The sequence below is a fragment of the Streptomyces sp. NPDC003247 genome, from assembly GCF_042888135.1.
Lineage (GTDB): Bacteria > Actinomycetota > Actinomycetes > Streptomycetales > Streptomycetaceae > Streptomyces.
Genome location: NZ_JBIAPF010000001.1, coordinates 35,977 through 59,309, shown reverse-complemented (window position 1 = coordinate 59,309; position 23,333 = coordinate 35,977). Strand labels below are relative to the sequence as shown.

The 23,333-nt window shown below is 72.8% G+C and carries 17 protein-coding genes and 4 pseudogenes; 9 read left to right on the top strand and 12 right to left on the bottom strand.

All coding sequences use genetic code 11. From position 1 onward, the window contains the following. Window positions 1-2 precede the first annotated feature (2 nt). Window positions 3-1,481: a LamG domain-containing protein gene (locus ACFYWQ_RS00255; RefSeq protein ID WP_389511497.1), complete on the bottom strand. Its 1,479-nt coding sequence runs from the start codon at window positions 1,479-1,481 to the stop codon at window positions 3-5. A 489-nt stretch (window positions 1,482-1,970) separates the two neighbouring features. Between ACFYWQ_RS00255 and ACFYWQ_RS00250 the strand changes: the two genes are divergently transcribed. The 3 genes from ACFYWQ_RS00250 to ACFYWQ_RS00240 all read left to right on the top strand — a co-directional run bounded on the left by ACFYWQ_RS00250 (window position 1,971) and on the right by ACFYWQ_RS00240 (window position 5,104). Continuing rightward, window positions 1,971-3,926 carry an FUSC family protein gene (locus tag ACFYWQ_RS00250; RefSeq protein WP_389511496.1) on the top strand — a complete coding sequence of 652 codons (1,956 nt, stop codon included), beginning with the start codon at window positions 1,971-1,973 and terminating at the stop codon, window positions 3,924-3,926. A 156-nt stretch (window positions 3,927-4,082) separates the two neighbouring features. Beyond that, window positions 4,083-4,772: a DUF899 domain-containing protein gene (locus ACFYWQ_RS00245; protein ID WP_389511495.1), complete on the top strand. Its 690-nt coding sequence runs from the start codon at window positions 4,083-4,085 to the stop codon at window positions 4,770-4,772. Window positions 4,773-4,930: 158 nt separating this feature from the next. Continuing rightward, on the top strand, window positions 4,931-5,104 hold the full coding sequence (locus ACFYWQ_RS00240) for a hypothetical protein (RefSeq protein ID WP_385102414.1): 174 nt from the start codon (window positions 4,931-4,933) through the stop codon (window positions 5,102-5,104). 9 nt (window positions 5,105-5,113) lie between these two features. Here ACFYWQ_RS00240 and ACFYWQ_RS00235 read toward each other — a convergent pair whose 3' ends face one another. The 3 genes and pseudogenes from ACFYWQ_RS00235 to ACFYWQ_RS00225 form a co-directional block, all read right to left on the bottom strand. After that, the gene (locus tag ACFYWQ_RS00235; RefSeq protein ID WP_389512832.1) at window positions 5,114-7,111 is read right to left on the bottom strand and encodes an ABC transporter ATP-binding protein; all 1,998 of its coding nucleotides are present in this window, start codon (window positions 7,109-7,111) and stop codon (window positions 5,114-5,116) included. Window positions 7,112-7,407: 296 nt separating this feature from the next. Continuing rightward, window positions 7,408-7,851, bottom strand: coding sequence for a hypothetical protein (locus ACFYWQ_RS00230; RefSeq protein WP_389511494.1), 444 nt, complete (start codon window positions 7,849-7,851; stop codon window positions 7,408-7,410). 518 nt (window positions 7,852-8,369) lie between these two features. Further along, window positions 8,370-8,888 (bottom strand): annotated as a pseudogene (locus ACFYWQ_RS00225) (ATP-binding protein); the annotation flags it as partial. A 258-nt stretch (window positions 8,889-9,146) separates the two neighbouring features. Here ACFYWQ_RS00225 and ACFYWQ_RS00220 point away from each other — a divergent pair. The 3 genes from ACFYWQ_RS00220 to ACFYWQ_RS00210 all read left to right on the top strand — a co-directional run bounded on the left by ACFYWQ_RS00220 (window position 9,147) and on the right by ACFYWQ_RS00210 (window position 11,311). Beyond that, window positions 9,147-10,007: a helix-turn-helix transcriptional regulator gene (locus ACFYWQ_RS00220; protein WP_389511493.1), complete on the top strand. Its 861-nt coding sequence runs from the start codon at window positions 9,147-9,149 to the stop codon at window positions 10,005-10,007. Next, window positions 10,008-10,262 (top strand): DUF397 domain-containing protein, encoded by a 255-nt coding sequence (locus tag ACFYWQ_RS00215; RefSeq protein ID WP_057580268.1) that lies wholly within the window; start codon window positions 10,008-10,010, stop codon window positions 10,260-10,262. 236 nt (window positions 10,263-10,498) lie between these two features. Next, a complete protein-coding gene (locus ACFYWQ_RS00210; RefSeq protein WP_389511492.1) occupies window positions 10,499-11,311 on the top strand; it encodes an SAM-dependent methyltransferase in 813 nt (270 codons plus the stop codon). Window positions 11,312-11,541: 230 nt separating this feature from the next. On the opposite strand, the pseudogene ACFYWQ_RS00205 reads toward ACFYWQ_RS00210, so the two are convergent. The 3 genes and pseudogenes from ACFYWQ_RS00205 to ACFYWQ_RS00195 all read right to left on the bottom strand — a co-directional run. Next, window positions 11,542-13,123 (bottom strand): annotated as a pseudogene (locus tag ACFYWQ_RS00205) (PLP-dependent aminotransferase family protein); the annotation flags it as partial. A gap of 227 nt (window positions 13,124-13,350) precedes the next feature. Next, window positions 13,351-14,838: a glutamate synthase subunit beta gene (locus tag ACFYWQ_RS00200; protein WP_389511491.1), complete on the bottom strand. Its 1,488-nt coding sequence runs from the start codon at window positions 14,836-14,838 to the stop codon at window positions 13,351-13,353. A 368-nt stretch (window positions 14,839-15,206) separates the two neighbouring features. Further along, a pseudogene (locus tag ACFYWQ_RS00195) lies at window positions 15,207-15,887 on the bottom strand (DUF2293 domain-containing protein); the annotation flags it as partial. A gap of 101 nt (window positions 15,888-15,988) precedes the next feature. On the opposite strand from ACFYWQ_RS00195, the gene ACFYWQ_RS00190 reads away from it, so the two are divergent. Continuing rightward, window positions 15,989-16,630 carry a uridine kinase gene (locus ACFYWQ_RS00190; protein ID WP_389511490.1) on the top strand — a complete coding sequence of 214 codons (642 nt, stop codon included), beginning with the start codon at window positions 15,989-15,991 and terminating at the stop codon, window positions 16,628-16,630. A gap of 22 nt (window positions 16,631-16,652) precedes the next feature. On the opposite strand, the gene ACFYWQ_RS00185 is transcribed toward ACFYWQ_RS00190, so the two are convergent. Further along, the gene (locus ACFYWQ_RS00185; RefSeq protein WP_389511489.1) at window positions 16,653-17,780 is read right to left on the bottom strand and encodes a magnesium and cobalt transport protein CorA; all 1,128 of its coding nucleotides are present in this window, start codon (window positions 17,778-17,780) and stop codon (window positions 16,653-16,655) included. A 290-nt stretch (window positions 17,781-18,070) separates the two neighbouring features. On the opposite strand from ACFYWQ_RS00185, the gene ACFYWQ_RS00180 reads away from it, so the two are divergent. Further along, window positions 18,071-18,865, top strand: a complete 795-nt coding sequence (locus tag ACFYWQ_RS00180) for a methyltransferase (protein WP_389511488.1) — start codon at window positions 18,071-18,073, stop codon at window positions 18,863-18,865. A 229-nt stretch (window positions 18,866-19,094) separates the two neighbouring features. Here ACFYWQ_RS00180 and ACFYWQ_RS00175 read toward each other — a convergent pair. Both ACFYWQ_RS00175 and ACFYWQ_RS00170 read right to left on the bottom strand, forming a co-directional pair. Then, window positions 19,095-20,009, bottom strand: a pseudogene (locus tag ACFYWQ_RS00175) (carbohydrate kinase family protein); the annotation flags it as partial. A gap of 17 nt (window positions 20,010-20,026) precedes the next feature. Next, on the bottom strand, window positions 20,027-20,935 hold the full coding sequence (locus ACFYWQ_RS00170; protein WP_389511487.1) for a pseudouridine-5'-phosphate glycosidase: 909 nt from the start codon (window positions 20,933-20,935) through the stop codon (window positions 20,027-20,029). A gap of 98 nt (window positions 20,936-21,033) precedes the next feature. On the opposite strand from ACFYWQ_RS00170, the gene ACFYWQ_RS00165 reads away from it, so the two are divergent. After that, window positions 21,034-21,462 carry a VOC family protein gene (locus ACFYWQ_RS00165; RefSeq protein ID WP_389511486.1) on the top strand — a complete coding sequence of 143 codons (429 nt, stop codon included), beginning with the start codon at window positions 21,034-21,036 and terminating at the stop codon, window positions 21,460-21,462. Between the two features lie 240 nt (window positions 21,463-21,702). Here the strand turns inward: ACFYWQ_RS00165 and ACFYWQ_RS00160 are convergent, their stop codons facing one another. Together ACFYWQ_RS00160 and ACFYWQ_RS00155 are read right to left on the bottom strand one after the other, a co-directional pair. Beyond that, a complete protein-coding gene (locus tag ACFYWQ_RS00160; RefSeq protein WP_389511485.1) occupies window positions 21,703-22,257 on the bottom strand; it encodes a methylated-DNA--[protein]-cysteine S-methyltransferase in 555 nt (184 codons plus the stop codon). A 71-nt stretch (window positions 22,258-22,328) separates the two neighbouring features. Further along, window positions 22,329-23,198 (bottom strand): glycerophosphodiester phosphodiesterase, encoded by an 870-nt coding sequence (locus ACFYWQ_RS00155; RefSeq protein ID WP_389511484.1) that lies wholly within the window; start codon window positions 23,196-23,198, stop codon window positions 22,329-22,331. Window positions 23,199-23,333 lie beyond the last annotated feature (135 nt).

The window sequence follows — 23,333 nt, the reverse complement described above, 5'->3', positions numbered from 1 at the left end:
GCTCACAGGACGCGTGCCGCCGCGATCGGCCGGTCCGCCACCGGGTGGGCGCTCGCCTTGGCGGTGTTGACACTCCACCGGTACCGGGAGAACTCGCCGGTGGTGTCGGAGGCGTAGAACATCATGTGGCCGATGCCGACGCCCTCGAAGTTCTCCTCCGCGACGAGGCCGACCATGCGGGTGTCGGGATACTTCGGGTAGTTGGTCAGCGCGTACACGCCGTGCGGCTCGGACGTGCAGTCGACCACCTCGACGGCGTACTGCGTCTCGCCGGTGAAGTCGGCGACGCCGCTGAAGACGCCCTTGACCTCGCGGACCATGACGATGTGGCCGGTGCTGTCCTCGACCTGCCCGTCGTAGTCGACCGCGATCAGGTCGCCCGGCCGGAGGTCGGTGACCTTGAGGATGCGCTGGAAGCGCGGGCCGGCCGTGCCGTCGGTGAAGGCCCGGCGGTAGTCGGCGGCCTCGGGGATGCGGTCCTGGAAGTACTGGGTGAAGTAGGCGTCGGTCGCCCACCCGTAGGTATGCCTGAGCACCCAGGTCAGGAAGGAGGAACAGCGGGCCAGCGCGGTCCAGCTCGACAGGTCGTCGGGCGTGCCCCAGATGACGGACGAGGAGGAGCCCACGAGGTAGACGTTGTTGAGGCGGGCCGTGCGGCCGCTGATCAGGGAGACCTCGTCGGCGCTCAGGGCGCGGCGGTAGGCACGGACGTCGTCGATGGAGCCCTTGAAGCGGTTCACGTACCCGCCGTCCCAGCGGGCCCGGCCGATGTTGAAGCCCTGGGGCGCCGCCCAGGACAGGGCCGCGTCGGCGCTGCCCTCCAGCACGCCGTCGACGTAGAGGTGGACACGGGTGCCGTCCCACACACCGGTCAGATGGGTCCAGCGGCCCAGGACGGGCGCGCTGGTGGCCAGGGCCGAGATCTTGACGTTCTGGTCCTCGCCGCGGACCTTGAACGCCCAGGTGCCGGCCGTGTCGTCGTACTGGAGCAGGAAGCGGCTGCACACGGTGCCGTCCTGGCTGACCGCGGTGTACATGTTCGCCAGGTCGGCGGGGCCGGCGGCGTCGTCCGAGAGGCGTACCCAGGCCGAGACGGTGAAGGGCGCTGTGGTGTCCAGGACGGACGACGTGGCGGCGTACGCGGCGGACGTGCCGTCGAAGCCGAGTTCGCCACCCGCGCGCAGGGCCGTCCAGGTCGCGCCGGAGCCGAGGGTCAGAGCCGGACCGCGCCCGGAGCGGTCGGTGCCCGATCCGTCCAGCGGCCAGTGCCCGGCCAGGCCGTCGGTCAGACGACCGGCCGCGAGCAGCCGCTGGTACTGCACCATCCGCTCGGCCTCCATGAGGTGCGGGGCGCCGACGGGGGTGAACGGGGTGTCCAGCGGTGCGTCGGCCGCGGCGGGTCCCGCACCGCCCAGCACACCGCTCATCGCGCCCGCCCCCACGAGTGCCGCACCGCTCAACAATCCACGTCTGCTGACCATGTCGTTCCTCCCCGTCCCGCATGTTCCGGCATATCCCTTCGGACGTGTGACGCGTGACGCGTGACGCGTGACTGTGACAGGTGTCCGAAGGGTCGCCAGAGTCTAGGCGGACGGACGGCCGTGGAAGCGACCCGCTCGCCCCACGCCGTACGCCCCACGCCGTACGCTGCCGGCTTCGCTGCCGGCCGGGGGATCGGAAGCGTGCCCGAAGCAGAGCTTCCGGCCTCCGGCCTCCGGCCTCCGGCCGTTCGCCGGACGGCTCTGCCGGGCGGGCGCATGCGCAGCGGCTCTCCGGGTACCCCGCGGACGTTGCGTTCACAAAGAGACCGTGATCACGGCGAAGTGTCACCTCCCCGAAACGCGACCGTTTCGCCTCCTCCAAGAGCCGGCCGTACCGTGGAGGCACACCCCGGCACCACAGCACGATCCGCACAGCCCCGGCCACCGTCGCCCGAAGGCACACCCCCGCCCTCGTCCGACAGGAGCTCCGTGTCCTCGCGTTCCGCCGTTGCCGTTCGCATACCCACCGCTCTGCCGCCCTGGCTCGCCCACACCCTGAGGGCACAGCGCGGGCCCGTTCCGTGGAGTGCGGTCGCGCGCGGGGCCCTGGCCGCCGGACCGCTGCTGCTCGTCTCCGTCCTCGTCGACCGTGCCTCCCTGGGCGTCGTCGCCGCGATCGCCGCCATGCTCGCCGGGATCAACGACCGGCCCGGCAGCCGGCGGGCCTCCGTCAGGCGGCTCGGCGCGCCCGCGCTCGCGGGAGCGGTCGGACTGCTGGCCGGCACCTGCGCCGGGGACCACCTGGACGCCGTGGCGCTGACGCTCGCGCTGACCGGGCTCGGGCTCCTCGCCGGCGGCCTGAGCGCCATCGGGCCCGTCGCCTCGGGCTCCGGCACCCAGCTGCTCGTCGCCGCGGCCATCGGCGCAGGCATGCCGCTCCCCGAGAGCGGCTGGGCACGCGCCCTCGCCTTCCTCGCCGGGGCCGGCTGGCTGCTCGCGCTACGGCTGGCCCTCCCCACGCCCGGCGCCCTCACCGGCGACTTCCGCTTCGACGGGGAACGGACCGCCGTCGCCGATGTCTACGAAGCCGTCGCCCGCCTCCTCGACGCCGTCGGCACCGAGCGGGCCACCGCCCGGCGGGCGGCCCTCACCGCCGCACTCGACCACGCCCAGGACGCCCTCGCCGGCCCCCGCCTGCGCCGGTACGCCGGCTCCGCGGCCGAACGCCGGCTGCACGCCCAGTACGCCGCCGCACTGCCCCTCGCCGAGGCCGCGACCGCCCTCGCCTGGGCCGGGAAGCCCCTCTCCGGGCGGGCCTCCGAGGGCCCCCGCCGCCTCGCCGCCGCCGTACGGGAGAGCGCGCCCACCGGGCCGCTGCCGGCGCCCTCGCGGTCGGCGCCCGCGCTGCGTGCCCTCGACGACGCCCTGTTGCACGCCGCCGACGCCTTCGACCACGGCCGCGGGGGTGATCTGCACACCCGGCGGCGGACCGCCGGCGACCTGGTGCGCACGGCCCTCGGGGCCGGCGGACGCGAGTACGGGATGCGGGTGGCCCTCTGCTTCGGGGCGAGCGCGGCCATCGCGCAGACCCTGTACCACTCCCACTGGTACGGGCAGCACACCCACTGGTACTGGCTGCCCGCCACCGCCGTCTTCCTGGTCAAGCCCGACCTCGGGCCGCTGGTGTCACGGGTGCTGTGCCGGGCCGCGGGGACCGTGCTCGGCGCGCTCGTCTTCGCCGGCCTCGCCGCCCTGCTGCCCCGGCCGGAGGGCCTGGTGGTCCTGGTCGCCGTGTGCGGGGCGCTCATCCCCGTCGCCACCCGGCACTTCGCCGCCCAGACCGCCGTCGTCACCGTCCTCGTGCTGGCCCTGGTGATGGTCGGCGGGGAGCCGCAGGCCTCCGTCAGCCGGATCGGGGAGACCCTGCTGGCCTGCGCGATCGTGCTGATCGTCGGGCACCTGCCGATGCCGGGGGAGCGCGGCGGGCGGGTGCGCGCCCGGCTCGCCGCCGCCGCGTCCGCCGCGCACGCCTACCTCGTCCACGTCCTCGACGGATCCCACGACCGCGCCGCCCGCTGGACGCTGCGCCGCGAGGCCTACCGGACCCTCGCCGAGGCCCGCGCCTCGATCACCCTCGCCGCCGCCGAACTGCCCTCCCTCGCCCGGCACACCGAGGGCACGGACGAGGTCGCCGCGCTCCTCGAACGCCTCGTCGACACCACCACCGCCGGTGCCGTCCACCTCGACGACACGGGCCGGCTCGGCCGCCGGCACAGCGAACGCCTCACCGAGCTCCTCGCGGAACTCGCCGCCCACCGGGACCTGGTGGACCTCCCGGCGCGGATCCCCGACCGGCCCGCCGCCGCAGGCGAGGACAGGGCCGTACGGCACACGTCCGGCGCGCACGCCCCGGCCCACGCCGCCGGCCACGGCTCCGTACGGTGAGGTGAGCGGGAGGCCCGGACACGGACACGGCCGGTGCATCCGGCGGGACGGCACCCGAGAAGTATGCGGAGAGAGCGGGAAAGGCCGCGTGACGGCGATGAGTTCCGTGCGCGGCGCCGGTCATCACCGCGAACGGACCGTCGTACTGGAGGGGCCATGTCGCTTCCGGAGATCGTCTCGCGCGCGCGGTGGCGTGCCGCGCGCGCGGAATTACTCGTCAAGGAGGAGGTGGTGACACGCGCGCGGGACGCGCTCAACGCCGAGCGGCGGGCCCTGCCCATGGTCGAGGTCGCCGAGGAGTACGTCTTCGAGGGCGGGGACGGCAAGGCGACCCTCCCGGACCTCTTCGACGGACGCCGTCAACTCGTCGTCCACCACTTCATGTTCGCCCCCGAGTGGGACACGGGCTGCCGCGGCTGCTCCGCGTTCCTCGACCAGGTCGGCCACCTCGCGCACCTCAAGGCGCGCGACACGTCCTTCGCCGTGGTCTCCAGGGCGCCGTTCACCGGCATCCTGCCGTTCAAGGCCCGCATGGGCTGGACGGTCCCCTGGTACTCGTCGTACGGCAACGGCTTCAACCGCGACTTCGAGGCGACCGTGGAGCGGGACGGCGAGCTCGTCGAGCGGCCCGGCGTCAGCTGCTTCCTGTGGGACGGCGACCGTGTCTTCCATACCTACTCGGCGTACGACCGCGGACTGGACGGCCTCGGCTCCACCACCAGCCTGCTGGACCTGACGGCCCTCGGACGGCAGGAGGCGTGGGAGGAACCGGAGGGGCGCGCGTCGACCTTCGGGGCGCCTGTGGGACAGGAGCCCGCCCGTTATCACGATGAGTACGACTTCTGATGCGAAGCGTCGCCGATACTTCCGTCAGGTGACCGGATCCTCACACTCCGCACTGAATCCGTGTCGGCTACGTCTCAGTACCGTCACCGGGCGAGGCGTTCCGGGGCCGGAGAGCGTTAACTCCCTACAGGTACGACGCTTTCTGGAGGTGCGAGATGGTGAGCGGGCGAACGGTGCTCGAACGCTTTCCCGCAGGCGGGCCGCGCGGGTCGTGGCCGGCGGAGGAGTTCGCGCACGCGCGACGCATGGAGGGGCTGGCCGCCGAGGTGGTCATGGACCTCGCGACGGACACCTTCCTGGTGATCGTCCGGGGCGGCGAGGCAGCCGACTGACGGTACGGTTCAGCTCGCCTTCGAGGAGGCGGGGACCTGCTGGGGCGCCTGGGGAGGCGTCTTCGGAGGTGTCTGCTGAGGCGCTTGCTGTGGTGTCTGTTGAGGCGCCTGCTGAGGGGCCTGCTGAGGGGCCTGCTGAGGTGTTTGTTGAGGTGCTTGTCGAGGAGGCTGCGGGGCGAACTGCTCCGCCTGGAGCGCGTACAGCTCCGCGTAGACGCCGCCCCCGGCCAGCAGCTCGTCCGGCGTGCCGGACTCCACCAGCCGCCCCTGGTCCAGCACGTGCACCAGGTCGGCGTGACGGACCGACGCCAGCCGGTGCGTGATCAGTACGACCGTCTGGCCGCCGTCGGCCAGCGCGCGGATCTTCTCGAAGACCTCCAGTTCGGCCCTGGCGTCCAGGGCCGCCGTCGGCTCGTCGACGATGAGGATGCGCCCGCGCCGGTACGCGGCCCGGGCGATGCCCAGCCGCTGCCACTGCCCGCCCGACAGCTCGTGTCCGCCGCTGAAGTGGCGGGCCAGCAGGGTGTCCAGGCCGCGCGGCAGGTCCGCGACCACCTCCCCGGCGCCCGCCTCGCCGATCGCGTCGGCCAGCCGCTCCTCGGTCAGCGGCACGGACGAGCGGCCGACGGCGACGTTGACCTTGGCCGTGAACGGCCACCGTTTGAAGTCCTGTGCCACCATCGCGATCCGCTCGGCCAACTGGCGCCGGTCGGCGTCCGCCGCGTCGACGTCGTCCCACAGGATCCGCCCCCGGTCCGGCCGGTAGAGCCCCGCCAGCAGCTTGACCAGGGTGGTCTTGCCGGAGCCGTTCTCGCCGACGAGCGCGATGATCCGCCCGAGGGGGAGGGTGAGCGAGACGTCGTCGAGGGCGGGCCGGGCGGACTCACCGGGGTAGCCGAAGGTGACGTTCTCGAAGCGGATCTGCCGGGGGTCCGCCGGCAGCGCGTCGCCGCCCTCCGGGATCGCCCGTTCGGCCGCCTCGACGTAGAGGCGTTGCAGGTCGCCCACGAACAGGGCCTCCTCGTGGAGCTGGTTGACCTCCAGGACGAGCGTGTTCAGGCTCGTCGAGCCGCTGCGGATCGCGATCACGGCCGTCCCCGCCACCGCCAGCGCCATCGTCCCGCTGATCAGCAGCCCGCCGAGCGTGGCGTACGTCGCCACCGTCGCCAGCCCCGTCCAGGCCGCCGCGAACAGGCCGGTGCGGGCGGCGAGCCGTGCCAGCCGTGCCTGCTCCGCCTCCGCGGTCTCCGACATCGAACGGAAGTGGCGCAGCAGGAACGGGCCGACACCGTGCACCCGGATCTCCGGTGCCGCCTCCGGTTCGGTCAGCAGGCTCGCGATGAGATGACCCGCGCGCGCGTGCTGCACCCAGGTGTGGAACGACTCGTACCGGCGCCGGGCGTTCGTCAGGGCGCTCCACGCGCTGGGCAGCGTCATCGTCACCAGCAGCGGCAGCAGGAGCGGGTGCAGCACCGTCAGCACGCCGGCCGCCGCGGCCAGCGAGATCACCGCGTTCACCACGCGCGTGCCGTACATGATCATCCGGCGGGCGGACTGGGCGCCGTACTGCGCGGTGTCCAGCAGCTTGTGGAAGGCGTGGTCCTCGATCGCGGCCAGTTCCACCGACGCGGCCCGCTCCAGGTACAGCTCGGTCGCCACCCGCTCCACCTTGGGCTCCAGACGCCCGGTGGCGTACGTGGACGCGGCCCGCAGCACGGCCCCCACGAAGAGGACCACGGCCATGGCGGTCAGCGCGGGCACGGCGCCGCGCAGCCGGTCCTCGATCGGGCCGCTCTGGATCAACCGGGCCAGCACGGTGTTCACGGCGAGCAGGCTCACCGCCTGCGCCGCGCCACGGCCCATCTCGGCGGCCAGCACGATCCGCGCCGCCCGCGGGTCGGCCTGGCGGGCCAGGCGCAGACTGACGGCGAGCAGGGACGGCAGCCGGGTCAGCATGGCGCGGAAGCTCAGTTCCAGGAAGGCGTCCCGGTGCTGGTTCCAGCCCATGTCGTAGCGGAGCGGGCCCCCGAAGAGCAGCCGCTCCGACTCCGACACCTCGCGCTCGTCAGGACGCTGCTGCTTCGGCACCTTCCGCACCGTGAGGACCTCCCCCGATCGCCGACAAGTGGCCACTATCGCGGCAGGCGCCGCGGGAGGGCAGAGCGCAGGACGCAGCAGGGACTACGCGCGGGCGTGCGCCGGGGTGGGGCGAGGGCCGGGAGCGCCGGGCGGATGCCTCGCGGGCGGGCGGAGTCCGTTCAAGCACCCGGCACACGTGTCACCAGCGTTCCGGGACAGCACACCTAGGCGCTGACCGGCCTCGACCACGTCGGCGCCGTGCCCGTGAGGCGGCACAGGGTCAGGTAGAGGGGGAGCGGCGGCGTGTACGGGAGGGTGCCGTCCGGCCGGTGGATGAGGTCGGGGGCGCGCGGGGAGTCCGGGACGAGCGCGCCCGTGGCGTAGTGCGCGGGGGCGGGCCACTCCAGGGCGTAGTCGGAGTCGGACGGAACGAGCCACCACCAGTGCGTCTCGTCGGCGTAGACGCAGCCCACGCGGGGCAGGCGCGGCTGGATCTGGGGGCCGAGGCCGGCCGGGACGGCGACGGCGTCGCAGCCCAGCGGGGCCGTCATGCCGTCGGGCACGGCGAGCCGGCGGGGTGCCGTGGCGGGGCCGGTGCCGGGGCCGCGCCGCAGGCGTACGAGGGTGTCGAGGCCGAGGACCGGAGGCCGGCCGGGTACGGCGCTCACGCGGGGTCCCGGTCCAGGTCCCGTCCTCCGGTTCCCGTTCCCGAGCGGGGGAGCGGGCTCGGGTGCGGGAGAAGGCTCGGGCGCCGCTGGGGGCCTACGCGCCGGAGGGGGCCATCCGCCACGGGGGAGTGGTGCGCGCGCCATGCGGGGGCGGGTGTCCGTTCCTCCGCGCCGGCGTCCCGGTGGTCCTGTCCGGTGCGTTGGGCGTGCTGGGCGTGCTCGGTGCGTTGGGCGTGCTGGGCGTGCTCGGTGTGGTCGGCGGTGTGTTCGGAGTGGTCGTCCTCGTCACCCGTACCGTCGGAGGGCACCGGTTTCGGCCGGGAGCCCCAGCCCAGGTCGTTCCGGGGGGCGGTGAGGCCGCCGCGGGGCGTGGCCCCGGCCGCGTGGCGTACGGATGCGGTCCCGTGCGGCGGGGGTACGAGTCCGGAGGGCTTGGATCCGGCGTCGTGCTGCGGGGGTATGAGCCCGGGAGACGTAGAGGACCCGGCGTTGTGCGGCAAGGGTGCGGCGATGTCGTCGTGGGGTTCGGCTGGCACGGGGGAGACCTCGGCGCCGCGGGCCAGGTCGGCCCAGACCAGCAGCCCGGGGCCGTGCTCCTGGGCGCCCCACGCCTGACACAGCGCGTCGACGAGGAACAGCCCCCGCCCGTGCTCCTCCTCGGGGCGCTGCGGCGAGGGATGCGGTTCGCCCGGTGCGCAGCCCTGGTCCCGCACGGCTATGCGGACGAGGTCACCGGTGTCGTGCAGCTCGCAGACCACGGTGCCGCTCGCGGTGTGCACGATGGCGTTCGTGACCAGCTCGGATATGACCAGATCAGCCGTGTCGCAGGTGTCCTCGCACACCGACCAGCCGGTCAGCCGGGTCCGCGTCAGACGTCTTGCCTGTGCGGGAGAGCCCGGGTGAGCGGCCAGTTCGAATCGGAACCGGCGCTCGGGAACGGCCTGTTCAGGGCCTGCTCCCGCGGCGGCACGGAGACCTGCCGGGCGGCCTGCGGCGGCGTCTGTTCCTAAGGGCGCGGACGGAATCACGCTTGCCACTATCGCCCCGCCGTGGACACTTGGCAAGTGTCACTCTGAAAAATGCAGAGTGCTGTGTGACGCAGTGGAACGCCATGGCACACTGCTCGCAACAGCATGTTGAGCGGCGCCAGTTGGGATCACCGGAGATCCGTACCTAACTCGTACAGATCTTCGATTCGGTCTTCGAATGGCGCCGCAGGGCTGTCAGGATTCTTTTCGTGACCGGCCGGCCGTCCCCGACGGACCGCCCGGCGGGGCTCATCGTGGAGGTGGGGCGTGAGCGAACCGCGGTCCGCGCCGACAGTGGGACAGGTCGTCCTCGGCCGGCGCCTGCTGGACCTGCGGGAACGCGCCGGGCTCAAGCGGGAGGAAGCCGCCCGCATCCTGCGCGTCGCGCCCGCCACGGTCCGCCGTATGGAGATGGCCGAGGTCTCGCTCAAGATCCCGTACCTCCAACTGCTGCTCAAGGCCTACGGGGTGGGCGACGAGGAGGCCGAGGGCTTCGTCCTGCTCGCCGAGGAAGCCAACAGGCCCGGCTGGTGGCAGCGCTTCCACGACGTCCTGCCCGGCTGGTTCTCGATGCACGTCAGCCTCGAGGGCGCGGCCGCCCTGATCCGCCAGTACGAGCCCCACTTCGTCCCCGGACTGCTGCAGACCGAGGACTACGCACGCGGCGTCCTGACGTCCGGCGCCATCGGCCAGACCCGGCCGGAGGACATCGACCGCCTCGTCGACCTGCGCATGCGACGTCAGGAACTGCTCACCCGTCAGGACGCGCCCCGCATCTGGGTCGTGATGGACGAAACGGTGCTGCGCCGCCCGGCCGGCGGCCCGGAGGTGATGCGCGCGCAGATCGACAAACTGCTCGAGGCCACGAAGATGCCCCACGTGACGCTGCAGATCGCCCCCTTCTCCGCGGGGCCGCATCCCGGCACGTACGGGCCCTTCGTGCTGTTCCGATTCGCCATGCCGGAACTCCCGGACATGGTCTACAGCGAGTACCTGACCGGCGCCGTCTACCTCGACGCGCGCACCGAGGTGGCGACCCACCTCGAGGTCATGGACCGCATGGCGGCGCAGGCCGCTACGGCACATCGCACGAAGGAGATCCTGCGGGATCTCCGCAAGGAGCTGTAAATGGACCGCATCAAGCCGCGCAAACGGGTCTACAACGGCATGCCCGCGCGGGACTTGGGCAGCGAGGGCTGGCACAAGCCGTGGAGCGGCGGCAACGGCGGGAACTGCCTGGAGGCGATGAAGCTCGCCGACGGCCGGATCGCCGTCCGCCAGTCCACCGACCCGGACGGCCCGGCGCTGATCTACACCACCGACGAGATGACGGCCTTCATCGAGGGCGCGAAGGCGGGGGAGGCGGACTTCCTGCTGTCCTGACGCGTTGCCGTTCCCTGAGTCGTCCCCTGAGCCGTTCCCTGAGTCATCCCCTCAGCCGTCCCCCGCTCATCCCCCTCAGTCATCCCGGTGCAATCCCCTGACTCGTCTCCGGTGCCGTCCCTGATGTCGATCCGGAACCCGTTCCCGGACGAGAAACACCCTGCACCTGAACTTCCTTGTAGTGGTACTGAATTGACTATCTTCTTGACTACCTCTTGCGCCTTACGGAGTGCCTCATGACCGGGCAGGAACCCGCCACCCCCGTCGAGATCGACACCAGCAAGCCCCATCCCGCCCGCATGTACGACTGGTACCTGGGCGGCAAGGACAACTACCCGGTGGACGAGGCGATGGGACGGCAGATGCTGGCCCTCGACCCCCGCGTCCCGGTCATGGCGAGGGTCAACCGCGCCTTCATGCACCGGGCCACCCGCTGGCTCACCAAGAACGGCATCCGGCAGTTCCTGGACGTCGGAACGGGCATCCCGACCGAGCCCAACCTCCACCAGGTCGCCCAGCAGGCGGCGCCCGACGCCCGCGTGGTCTACTGCGACAACGACCCGATCGTGCTGGCCCACGCGGCCGCCCTGCTGCGCAGCACGCCCGAGGGCGTCACGGAGTACCTGCAGGCGGACGTCCGCGACCCGGCCACCATCATCGAAGGAGCCAGGAAGATCCTGGACTTCGACCAGCCGGTCGCCCTGTCCATGGTCGCCCTCCTGCACTTCATCTCCGACGAGGACGGCGCGCACGAGCTGGTGAACCGGCTGCTCGCCGAACTCCCCTCCGGCAGCTACCTGATGATGACCCACGCCACCGCCGACTTCACCCCGGAGGAGTCGGCGGCGGCCACGGCGAAGCTGAAGGCGGCCGGAGTCACCCTCGCCCTGCGCTCACACGAGGAGTTCAGCCACTTCTTCGACGGCCTCGACCTGGTCGAACCCGGCGTCACGGTCGTCCCCGACTGGCACTCCGAACTGGGCGATCCGGTGCCGGGCCAGGAGGACGGGGTGATCCCGGGGTACGGGGCGGTCGGGCGGAAGGCCTGAGATCCTGCTGATTCTGCTGGTCCTGCTGGTCCTGCTGATCCGCCTGAGCTGGCTGAGCTGGCCGATCCGGCGGGGGCGGGCTGCCCGGCCGGGGCGGCTGATTGGGACGCTCGACGGCGGTCCGGGCGATCGGCAGTGATCCGGGTGATCGGCGGCGGCCCGCGCGCATGGGTGCGTCGGACCGCCGCCGCTGCCGTTGTCGTCGCCGACGAGGAGTGGGCGAAGAGGGTTCACTCGGTGGTTTTTCCGGTGGTGTGGCTGGTGGGGTTGGCGGGGTTGGTGGCGGAGCCGGCGGGATGGGTGGCGGAGCCGACGGGGTCGGCGGCGGTTCCGGTGCCAGGGCTCCGCGGTCCGCCCGGTGCCAGCACCGCGCACAAGGCGTCCAGCGCCGCTGCGTACGCGTGTTCCGACGGCGTCGCGTAGCCGACCACGAGTCCGTCACCGGCCTCCATGGCCGCCCGCGGGTGGCGGAAGGCGGCGAGACCGTCCAGGGCGACGCCCCGCCGGGCGGTCGCCTCGACCGTGGAGCGCTCGGTGCCCGGCGGCAGCCGCAGCACCGCGTGCAACCCGGCCGCCACGCCGGTCACCTCGACATGCGGCGCGTGCCCGGCGAGCGCCTCGACCAGCCGGTCGCGCCGTCGACGGTAGCGCTGCCGCATACGCCGCACATGGCGGTCGTACGCCCCCGAGACGATGAAGTCGGCCAGGCTCAGCTGGTCCAGGACGCTCGCCCAGGCCTCCCGCTCGCCCTTGGCCGCGAGGACGCCGTCGACGTACCGCTCCGGCAGCACCATCCAGCCCAGTCGCAGGGCGGGTGACAGACTCTTGCTGACCGAACCGACATGGATCACCCGCTCGGGGTCGAGGCCCTGGACGGCCGCCGACGGGCTTGCGGTCGTAACGGAACTCACCGTCGTAGTCGTCCTCCACCACGACCGCGCCACGCGCGCGTGCCCAGTCGATCACGGCCGCCCGGCGCGACGCGTGCAACGGACCACCGGTCGGGAACTGGTGCGCCGGAGTGAGCAGCGCGCCCCGCTCGCGCCCCAGCAGATCGACACGCGCCCCCGCCTCGTCCAAGGGGACCGGCACCGTCCGTACGCCCGCCGCCGCCAACAGCTCCCGGTGGAAGCCGAGCCCGTACGCCTCCACGGCGAGCGGACCCCGCAACACCCCGCCACCCCGCGCGCGCCCGCCGTCGTTCTCTCCACGCGCGCCTCCACGCGCGCCTCCACCCGAGCCCGCGCCCGTGCTCCCACCCTGTCCGAACAGCAGGCGCAGCGCGTGCGCGAAACCGGAACAGATCACGATGCGCTCGGGATCGGTGCGCACACCACGCGCGCGGGCGAGGTACTCGGTGAGGGCCTCCCGCAGTTCGCGGCGCCCGGCCGGGGCGCCGGGCCCGAACACCTCGCCGGGCTCCTGCTGGAGCGCCCGCCGGTAGGACGTCAGCCAGGCCGTGCGGGGGAACGACGATACGTCCGGAGTGCCCTGCCGCAGGTCGTGCAGCGGGTCAGGCCCGCCGGGACGCGTCCGGCCGGCCAAGCGCTCGGCCACACCCCCGGCCACGCGCGCGGACCGCCGCAGGGGCTCCGCCCGGTCGGCGACCCGCGTACCGGAACCCTGGCGGGCCGTCAGCCAGCCCTCGGCCACCAACTCCGCGTACGCGTCGGCCACCGGGTTGCGCGTGACCCCCAGGTCGGCGGCGAGCGAACGGTACGGCGGCAGCCGGGTGCCCGGAGCGAGCCGCCCGCCGCGCACGGCCTCCCGCAACGCCCGGATCAGCGCGGCCCGGCGCCCGCCGGATCCGGCCCTGGAACCGGGTGGCCCTGGCGACGGGCAAGGTGGCGGGTACGGACGAGCGCCGCTGAGAAGCGAGCCTCAGCCGTGAGCCGTGAGCCGTGAGCCGTGAGCCGTGAGCCGTGAGCCGTGAGCCGTGAGCCGTGAGCCGTGAGCCGTGAGCCGTGAGCCGTGAGCCCGCGCCCGACCCCCGGACGCAAGCCCTGGAAGCGGTCACCTTCCCCCTCCCGCTGGCGCTCCTACGCCGTCATGGGCCGGTCGTACGGCCCGATCGGCGCCGGCAACCGGGAACTTCCCGTCAGATGGCGGTCGACGGCCTCCGCGACCGCCCGTCCCTCCGCGATCGCCCACACGATCAGCGACTGCCCGCGCGCCGCGTCCCCCGCGGCGAACACGCCGGGCACGTTCGTCGCGAAGTCCATGTCCCGCGCGATCGTGCCGCGCGGCTCCAGCTCCAGCCCCAGCTGCTCGACGAGCCCGTCCTCACGGTCCGGCCCGGAGAAACCGAGGGCGAGCAGCACGAGGTCGGCGGGGAGCGCCCGCCCGGTGCCCTCCACCGGACGCCGCGCGGCGTCCACCTCGACGAGGTGCAGCGAGCGGACGTGCCCGCTCCCGTCGCCCGTGAAACGGAGCGTGGACGCCGCGAACAACCGCGCGTCCGCGTCGGCCGCCGGCGCCGTCTCCAGGTCGCGTGCCTCCTCGTGCGCGGCGGACAGCCGGTAGATCTTCGGGTACGTCGGCCAGGGCTCCGTGTCCTCGTCGCGCTCCGCGCCCGGCTGGGCGTAGATGTCCAGCTGGGTCACGGACGCGGCACCCTCCCGCACGGCCGTCCCCAGACAGTCCGCCCCGGTGTCGCCGCCGCCCACGATTACGACGTGCTTGCCGGACGCGGACATCGGCGACGCCTCCAGATCCCCCTCGCACACCCGATTGGCCAGCGGCAGGTACTCCATCGCCTGATGGATCCCGGTCAACTCCCTACCGGGTACATGCAGTTCCCGCCACGCGGTCGCCCCGGTGGCGATCACCACGGCGTCGTAGCGAGCCCGCAGATCGGCGGCCACGACATCCCGCCCCACCTGCGTCGACGTACGGAACTTCGTCCCCTCGGCACGCATCTGCTCGATACGCCGGTCCAGATGGTGCTTCTCCATCTTGAACTCGGGGATGCCGTACCGCATCAGCCCGCCGATCCGGTCGTCCTTCTCGTACACGGCGACCGTGTGACCGGCCCGGGTCAGCTGCTGCGCCGCCGCCAGACCGGTGGGCCCCGAGCCGATCACCGCGACCGTCCGCCCGGAGAGCCGCTCCGGCGGCCGCGGCGGGCTGAAGCCCTCCTCCCAGGCCCGGTCCGCGATGGCGGCCTCGACGTTCTTGATGGTGACGGCCGGCTGGTTGATGGCGAGCACGCACCCCGCCTCGCAGGGCGCCGGACACAGCCGGCCGGTGAACTCGGGAAAGTTGTTCGTCGCGTGCAGCCGATCACTCGCCGTCCGCCAGTCCTCCCGTGACACCAGGTCGTTCCACTCGGGGATGAGATTGCCGAGCGGACAGGCGTAGTGGCAGAACGGGACGCCGCAGTCCATGCAGCGATCCGCCTGCTTGCTGATGATGGGGAGCAGCGCTCCGGGGACGTACACCTCGTCCCAGTCCCGCACCCGTTCCTCGACCGGCCGCCGAGGCCAGTCCTGGCGAGGCGTCCTCATGAATCCCTTGGGATCGGCCATGGCCGTGTTCCTTGCGTGCGCGAGTGGCGAGCCGTGCGTCATCGGGCGGCACTCTTTCGGCCACGATACGTCCCACCGGCCAGGCACGCAGGGTTCCGGGAGCCCTCTCCCACAGGCTGCGACCGGCCCGACCGCCCGAACGGCGCGACGGACCACCGGCGTCTCGTGATACCGCCGGAAACCGTCCGACAGCGCTCGCTACTGTCTGCCGCAGCTTGTCACCGCCTGTCATCGTACGGCAACGGTGCGTCATGAACGGTCGCGTCGCCGCGGCGTGCGCCGGCGCAGCGCACGTCATGGCTGGGGGGCCGGGGTGTGCACCTCACGCTGGGGAAGGGGGACCCCCTCCCCCCTCCCCCTCCCCCTCCCCCTCCCCACCCCCACCCCCGCAGCACCACCTCCACCCCAGCCGTGATCCGCAGCCGCGCCTCACGCCGTGGCACCCCGCTCATCAGCAGTCGGTCGTACGGCGTGTCCAGGTGCCGTACGGACGCCACGACCGCGGAGACGACCGCGCCCTCGGACAACGCCCGCCCGGCGGCGCTGCGCCCCACCCGGCCGCTGCCCCGCACCGACGCGTGTGCGGCGATCGCCTCGGCCCGGTCCGCGGGGCAGCCGGGAAACAGCCGTCGGATCTCCGCCGCGAACGCGTCCGCGAACCGCGCGTCCTGGGCCGCCCGCCGCCGCGCATCCCGTGCTCGGCGCCGCCGCCTGGCCTCGGCGTCGGCCAGGCACCGTGCCTCGGCCCGGGCCAGGCCCGCCTCTTCGACGAGGACCCCCTGCCGCTCGTAGCGCCCCTGGCGCCGGTTGAACCGGACCACGACGGCCGACAGTGTGCTCTCCTCACGTGATCGTCGGGTCAGCGCCGTGTTGCCGCGCGGGAGGAACACCAGGTGCCCGAGATCGGCACAGCCGAGGCAGCGTGGCGTGCCGTCCTCCAGGACGAGCATCGGAAGCGGCCCGCGGTGGCATCCGGCGCAGTGCCTGCGCCGCAGCGGCTGGACGACGAGAAGTCCGGGACGAGGCAGGGGAGTTGCGAGGGCCGGCATGGAGATGTGATTCCCCCTGCTGGGCTCCGCGCCACGTGGGTGTCCGTGTGCGGCCTGCGGCACCCCGGGCGCGACGCGACCTGGCCGGTGTCTGGCGCATCATGGGCCGTGTGCGATTCGAAGCGATCTCCTGGGAACGGCTCGGCGACATCCTTGCCGACCGGCTGCGTGACCTGACCCCGGCCGACGGCGGTCCCTGGCCGCGGGTCGCCTTCGACGGCGCCCCGGCAGCCCGCCCCGGTGACCTGGCCGAACGTGTCGCCGAGGCGCTGCGCGTACGTGGCCGCCCCTCCCGTGTCGTCGACACCCACGGCTTCCTGCGTCCCGCCTCCCTCCGTCTGGAGCACGGACGCCACGACGTGGAGGCCTACTACGACGGCTGGTTCGACACCGGTGCCCTGTGGCGTGAGGTGTTCGGCCCTCTCGATCCGGGAGGCGACGGCCGGATCCTGCCCGACCTCCGTGATCCCGTCACCGATCGCGCCACCCGCAGTTCCTACATCCAACTCCCTCCCGGTGGCGTCATGTTGCTGCACGGCCCCCTCCTGCTGCGTCACTGGTTCCCGTTCGACCTGACCGTCCATGTCCTCCTCTCCCCGGCCGCCCTGCGCCGCCGCACCCCGGAGGGCGACCACTGGACGCTCCCCGCTTTCGAGCGCTACGCCCAGGAGGCCGACCCCGCGGCCACGGCCGATGTCCTCGTCCGCGCCGACGATCCCCGGCATCCGGCGTGGAGCGGTTGAGCGGAGGAGACGTGCGGGGGCTTCAGAGCCAGCCGTTGCGCCGGAAGCCCCGGTACAGGACCAGGCAGGCGAGGGATATCACGGCGATGACCATGCCGTAGCCGTAGCGCCAGTGGAGCTCCGGCATGTGGTCGAAGTTCATGCCGTACACCCCGCAGACCATCGTCGGCACGGCGACGATCGCCGCCCATGCGGTGATCTTCCGCATGTCCTCGTTCTGGGCGACCGTGACCTGAGCGAGGTGTGCCTGGAGGATCGAGTTGAGGAGTTCGTCGAACGCGGCGATCTGCTCCGTGGCGCGCATCAGGTGGTCGGAGACGTCCCGGAAGTAGGCCTGTATCTCCGGGTCGACCACTCGTACCGGCCGGTCGGCGAGGTCCAGCAGCGGCCGGCCGAGCGGCACCACCGCCCGTTTCAGCTCCAGGAGCTCGCGCTTGAGCTGGTAGATGCGCCCCGGGTCGACCCGCGCGCCGTGCTGGGCGAAGACATCCATCTCCACCTGGTCGATGTCCTCCTGCACGGCGTCGATGACGCTGAGGTAGTCGTCGACGACATGGTCGGCGATCGCGTGCAGCACCGAGGAAGGCCCCTTGGCGAGCTGGGCGGGGTCTGCCTCCAGCTCCTCGCGCAGCGGTCCGAGCGAGCCGTGTCGTCCGTGCCGCACCGAGATGACGAAGTCCCGGCCGACGAACACCATGATCTCGCCGGTGTCGACCACCTCGCTGGTCGCCGTGAGCTGCTCGTGATCGACGTAGCAGACCGTCTTGAACACCGCGAACAGCGTCTCGCCGTAGCGCTCCACCTTCGGGCGCTGGTGGGCCTCGACGGCGTCCTCGGCCGCGAGCGGATGGAGGTCGAACAGGTCGGCGATGCCCGCGAACTCCTCGTTCGTCGGCTCGTGTAGACCGAGCCAGACGAAACCGTGGCCGCTCTTGCGGACGCGCTCCACGGTGTCGACGAGGTCGCCGCCGACCGGGGCCCGGGCCCCGTCCTGGTACGACACGCAGTTCACCACCGAAGAACCCAGCGGGGAGCGGGCGGGATGGCTCAGGTCGACCTTCGTGCGCCGCCGGGCCAGCCGTGCCATCTTCCGCAGGCCACCAACCGTGCCCAGGCCGGTCACCTTCCGAAGATTTCCCGCCATGGTCATCTGGATCTCCTCGCGTACGTCTCCCCGTGGCGCGTTTCTGCGCCCTGGCGCGCCAGTCTGCCAGGCCTGCGCAGACCGCGGGAAAGCCTGTGGGAAGGGGGCGTTCCGCTTTGTTCCCGCCTGTGGACAACCAGACATGGGTCTGCCCGCGACGGGGGTTTCCATCCCCGCCCCGCCCCTTTTCCGCGCCCTCCGCCCACCCTTCGCGCCTTCGGCCGACGGTTCCCGGCCAGGGCGTACCGGCCGCGTCACCCGCCTCGGACAACCCGGGCAACTGGGATGATCGACGTATGACGCGAACCGACGGGTACCTCCTCGACAACCGGCGGACCGAGGCGGGCGAACGCTTCGACGCCTTCGCCGACCTCTTCGACCCCACGACGTTCCGCCATCTCGAAGGACTTGGCGTCGGGCCCGGCTGGCACTGCTGGGAGGTCGGCGCGGGCGGCACCTCCGTGGTGTCCTGGCTGGCGAAGAAGGTCGGACCGACCGGCAGGATCGTCGCGACCGACATCGACATCTCGCGGCTGGCCCCGGCCGCCCGCCAGCCGGTGCAGGTTCGCGTCCACGACGTGGGCGTCGACGAGCCGCCGGGGGAGGGCTTCGACCTGGTGCACGCCCGGCTCGTGCTGGTTCACGTGCCGGACCGGGACCGGGCCCTGCAGTCGATGGTCAGGGCCCTGCGCCCCGGCGGACGGCTCCTGGTCGAGGACGCGGATCCCGCCCTGCAGCCCCTGCTCTGCCCCGACGAACACGGTCCCGAACAGCAACTGGCGAACCGGCTGCGGCACGGCTTCCGCAAGCTTCTCGCCGACCGGGGCGCCGACCTCTCCTACGGCCGCAGGCTCCCGCGTCTGCTGCGTGAGGCCGGACTGCGCCGGGTCGAGGCCGATGCCTGCTTCCCGGTCACCTCACCCGCCTGCGCCGCCCTGGAATCCGCGACGGTCCGTCAGGTCCGCGCGGACCTCGTCGCCGCCGGCCTCGCGACCGACGAGGAGATCGACCGCCACCTGGCCAACGTCGCCGCCGGGAACATGGATCTGGCGACTGCGCCGATGATCTCGGCATGGGGGAGGAAGGGGTAGGCGGCCGGCATCGCCACGGGCCTCACCGTTGACGCCCTCAGCCGGCGGGACTGGTTTCCGCCCGCGCTCCCGCGTCATCGATCATGCCATCACCCGTGGCCCCCTGTGTCGTCGTCGCGCCGCCCGCCTTGTGCGGTGGGGAAAGCCCTGTCGGAAGCCCTGCCGGGAGATTTGTCGGAGGGACTGTCGGAAGCCCTGCCGGAGGGCTTGTGGCCGAGCCCGGTTCGCCGCCGCGCGCCGGCGGTCTGCCGCCCACCCGCTCCACCGCACGCGCGCCCGCCCGGCATCCCTCGGCCGCCGCGTCGCCGGGCTCGGCGCCCATAAGCAGGGCGGCGAGAAACGCGCCGGTGAAGGCATCACCGGCTCCCGTGGTGTCCCGGGCTGTCGCGGGGACGGCGGGGACGCGGGCGGTGACGGCGCCGTCGCGGGCGACCAGTGCGCCGTCAGCCCCTTGCTTGGCCACCACCAGCGGCACGTGACGGCTCAGTTCGGCCGCGGCGTCCGCCCCGTCGGGCCACCCCGTGAGCAGACACGCCTCGTCACGGCTGGGCAGCAGCACGTCCACCCCTCGGACGAGCCCGAGGAAGCGTTCCGCACCCAGCTCCGTCAGGAACCCCGCCGACGCCGGGTCGAGGCTCACCGGCACCCCACGCGCGCGTGCCGAGGCCGTCGCCGTCCGCACCAGCGCGCGCCCGGACGCGGAGAACAGCAGGTAACCCGACAGATGCAGTCGGTCCACCCCGTCGAGCAGGGAGTCCGACCAGTCGTCGGGGCCGAGCCGGAGGGCCGCGCCGCTGTCGGTGAGGAACGTCCGCTCGGCCGCGGCTCCCGTGTCGACCAGGCAGATCACCGTGCCGGTCGACGCCTCGGGGTCGACGACGAGCCGGGGGCGCACTCCGCAGCCGACCAGCTCCCGTTCGTGCCAGTCCACCGAGTCGGCACCCACCCGCCCGAGCAGTCGTACGTCCGCGCATCCCCAATGCGCGGCCCAGCAGGCCACATTGGCCCCCGCCCCGCCCGGCAGCCTCCGGATCATCGCTGCCGTGTCCGTCCCCGACGCCAGCGGCCCCCGGTGCCGCGCCACGACGTCCGTCACGACGTCCCCGACGACCAGCAACGCCCCTCTCCGCACCCCCGGGCCCACCGTGCGGGCAGCGTCGGTCACGCCCCGGCCCACGCGGTGGCGATCCGCCCCGCCAGACGTACGTTGCCGCGTACCGCTGCCAGATTGGCGCTCAGGGACGCGCCGTCGGTGTGCCGGACCAGGTAGTCGAGCAGGAACGGTGTCACCGCCTGACCGGTCACGCCCTCCTCCTCGCACGCCTGCAGCGCGGCGGCGAGCACACGCGCGTGCAGCTCGGGATCCAACTGCTCCTCCTGCGCGACCGGGTTGGCGACGATCAGCGCCGAATCGGGTCCTGCCAGCACATCCTGAGCGCGCATCACCTGTGCCACCTGCCGCGGGCTGTGCAGTGTCCAGTCCACGGGATGGCCCGAGTCGCGGAGGTAGAATCCGGGGAAGCGGTCCGTGCCGTACCCGGCGACGGCGACGCCCAGCGTCTCCAGCCGCTGCAAGGTCGCCGGAACGTCGAGGATCGACTTCACGCCGGCACACACCACGGTGATCCGCGTGCGCGCCAGCAACCCCAGGTCGGCCGACTCGTCCTGGGTCGTCGTCCACTCCCGGTGCACCCCGCCGAGCCCGCCCGTGGCGAACACCCGTACACCCGCCGACGCCGCCAGCAGCGCGGTAGCCGACACCGTGGTCGCTCCGCTCGCCCCCAAGGCGACCGCGAGCGGCAGATCGCGGTGGCCCAGCTTGCGGATCCCGTCCTCGTTGGCGACCCGTTCCAGCTGCTCCTTGTCCAGGCCGACATGGGGCCGCCCGTCCAGTACGGCGATCGTCGCCGGTACGGCGCCCTCCGCGCGTACGACCGCCTCCAGCTCCAGCGCCACCTGCAGATTGCGCGGACGGGGCAGCCCATGGGCGATGATCGTGGACTCCAGGGCCACCACGGGTCGACGCGCGTCGACCGCCTCCCGCACCTCTTCCGACACCACCAGCACCACGTGCCCGCCTCCTGTCCGTCGGTCTTCCCTCATTCCTGGCGGGCGGCGCACCCGGTCAAACCCTTGCACTCGGTGGGGGACGACACGAGCCTGAAGGCATGACGGAGAACACGACACGCCTCGACCACGTTGTCCTGTGGGTGCGCGACCCGCTCGCGTCAGCCGACTTCTACGACAGGACCGTCGGCCTGGAACCCGTGCGCGTCGCCGAGTTCTCGAAGGGCGAGGTGCCGTTCCCGTCCGTCCGCGTCAACGACGAGGCGCTCCTCGATCTCATGCCCCTGACGTCGGCGGAACGCATGACCATGCTCCCGGGTTCCGCGGACAGCGCCGGACACCCCGTGAACCACATCTGCCTCGCCCTGCCCCGAGCGGCCTTCGACGCGCTCGGTACCCGCCTGGCCGACCACGCCGTGCCGGTGTCCAAGGTCTCGTACGGCTCCTTCGGCGCCCGGGGCGACGCCACCCGCAGCTTCTACTTCCGCGATCCGGACGGCAACGTCATCGAGGCGCGGCACTACGACTGACACACCCGGTGCCCCGCCTCGCCACCTGCCCCGCCTCGCCACCTGCCCCGCCTCGCCACCTGCCCCGCCTCGCCACCTGCACTGCCTTACGACCGGTCTGCCGGGCGCACCACGTCGGCTCCCCGCACGACCGGGCCGTCCGCCGGAGAGCGAGCGGACCGTCGGAGACCGGGCCGACCGCCGGACCGCCGCCCGGCCGTCAGGAGCCGCCGGCTCGCCGGACCGCCGGCTCCGCCCGGATCAGAAGAGGGGCTCCGGCAGTACGCCTTCCAGGGCGAGCAGCTTCCGCTTCGCCTCCAGACCGCCTCCGAAGCCCCCGATCCCGCCGTCGCTCTCCACGACCCGGTGGCAGGGCACGACCACCGGCAGGGGGTTGGCGCCCATCGCCGTCCCCACCGCCTGCGCGGCCTTCGGCTGGCCCACCCGCTTCGCCAGCTCGCCGTAGCCGACGACCGCCCCGTACGGGACGCCGGAGGCGAGCTCGTGCAGGACCTGCCGGTTGAAGCCGGAGATCAGCGACCAGTCCAGGGGCAGCTGGAAGGCGCGCCGGGAACCCGCGAAGTAGTCCTCGACCTGACGTATCGCCTCGGCCAGCAAGGGGGAGCCGGGCGCCTCGGCCGGCTCGGTGCCCAGCCGGGCCGCGAGGCGGCCGAGTGCCTTGTCGCGCACCGCCTCGGTGGCGTGGAACACGACGTTGACGAGGCCTTCGCGGGTCGCGGCCAGCAGCAGCGGACCGATGTCGGTACCGACGACGGCCCACACGACCTGCGGCTCGTACTGCCCATGGCTGTCCATGCCCCCACCGTACGACCCGCCACTGACAACGCCCCCGGCGGCCGCACCGGACCGGAGGACGGCAGGGGACGTCAGGGGTGCGGCAGTGCCTGCCGCACCACGTCGGGCCGGTTGGTGATGATGCCGTCGACGCCGTACCCGGCCACGACCCGGGCGGCGGAGGCGTCGTCGACGGTCCATACGAAGACCCGCAGCGGCTTGCCGTGCGGACCCGTGACCGCGTGCACGGCGGACACGTAGTCCTGGGAGAGGGACGTGTACGAGGGGTTGATCAGGTCGGCGAACCGCGCGTGGTCGGGCAGGTCCGCCACCGGCGGGCGGCCCAGCAGCGCGGTGGTGACCGCCGGCTTCAGCTCATGGAGGGTCTGCAGGCTCCCGGTGCTGAAGCTCTGCACGACCAGCCGGCCGTCCAGGTGCCGCGGGTCGAGCCACCCCTCGTTGCCCAGCACCTTGAGGGTGTCCCGCTCGATCCCCGGATACAGCTGGGGATTCTTGATCTCCAGAAGCAGGCTCTGACGGTGATGCTCGACACGGCGGACGAACTCCCTCAGTGTCGGCACGCGCGCGCCCGCGTACGCGGAACCGAACCAGCTGCCCGCGTCGAGCCGCGCGATCTCGGCCGCGGTGAAATCCTTCACCTGCCAGGGAGCGCGCTCCGGGAAGACCTCCTCGACATCGGTCGTCCTGCGGAGGCTGTCGTCGTGGACCACCACGAGTTCGCCGTCCTTCGTACGCTGGACGTCGTTCTCCACCCAGCGGACGCCCAGGCCGGCCGCCGCGTCGACGGCGGCCAGGGTGTTCTCGGGAGCCGCGGCGGACGCCCCCCGGTGGGCGATCACCTCCGGCCGGCCGCCGGTTCCCCGCGCGTCGTGGACGGACAGCAGCAGGACGACGACGCCCACCAACGCGGTCGTGGTGGTGGCAACTACGCGCGCGTACATGCGCACTCCTCGCGTTCGGGCGATCACGTACAGCTCCACTCTCGCAGCAGACGCTTCACGGCGGAGCGGCGCACGACGGCCACGCGAACGACAGGAGAAGTCCGGGCCCCTCACTTCTGCCGCACATGTGGGGCA

Excerpts from the sequence above, each read along its gene's own strand:
- ACFYWQ_RS00255 (WP_389511497.1), bottom strand. The coding sequence starts at position 1,481 with ATGGTCAGCAGACGTGGATTGTTGAGCGGTGCGGCACTCGTGGGGGCG.
- ACFYWQ_RS00245 (WP_389511495.1), top strand. The coding sequence starts at position 4,083 with ATGTCGCTTCCGGAGATCGTCTCGCGCGCGCGGTGGCGTGCCGCGCGC.
- ACFYWQ_RS00235 (WP_389512832.1), bottom strand. The coding sequence starts at position 7,111 with ATGGGCTGGAACCAGCACCGGGACGCCTTCCTGGAACTGAGCTTCCGC.
- ACFYWQ_RS00215 (WP_057580268.1), top strand. The coding sequence starts at position 10,008 with ATGGACCGCATCAAGCCGCGCAAACGGGTCTACAACGGCATGCCCGCG.
- ACFYWQ_RS00210 (WP_389511492.1), top strand. The coding sequence starts at position 10,499 with ATGACCGGGCAGGAACCCGCCACCCCCGTCGAGATCGACACCAGCAAG.
- ACFYWQ_RS00200 (WP_389511491.1), bottom strand. The coding sequence starts at position 14,838 with ATGGCCGATCCCAAGGGATTCATGAGGACGCCTCGCCAGGACTGGCCT.
- ACFYWQ_RS00190 (WP_389511490.1), top strand. The coding sequence starts at position 15,989 with ATGGGCCGTGTGCGATTCGAAGCGATCTCCTGGGAACGGCTCGGCGAC.
- ACFYWQ_RS00185 (WP_389511489.1), bottom strand. The coding sequence starts at position 17,780 with ATGACCATGGCGGGAAATCTTCGGAAGGTGACCGGCCTGGGCACGGTT.
- ACFYWQ_RS00180 (WP_389511488.1), top strand. The coding sequence starts at position 18,071 with ATGACGCGAACCGACGGGTACCTCCTCGACAACCGGCGGACCGAGGCG.
- ACFYWQ_RS00165 (WP_389511486.1), top strand. The coding sequence starts at position 21,034 with ATGACGGAGAACACGACACGCCTCGACCACGTTGTCCTGTGGGTGCGC.
- ACFYWQ_RS00160 (WP_389511485.1), bottom strand. The coding sequence starts at position 22,257 with ATGGACAGCCATGGGCAGTACGAGCCGCAGGTCGTGTGGGCCGTCGTC.
- ACFYWQ_RS00155 (WP_389511484.1), bottom strand. The coding sequence starts at position 23,198 with ATGTACGCGCGCGTAGTTGCCACCACCACGACCGCGTTGGTGGGCGTC.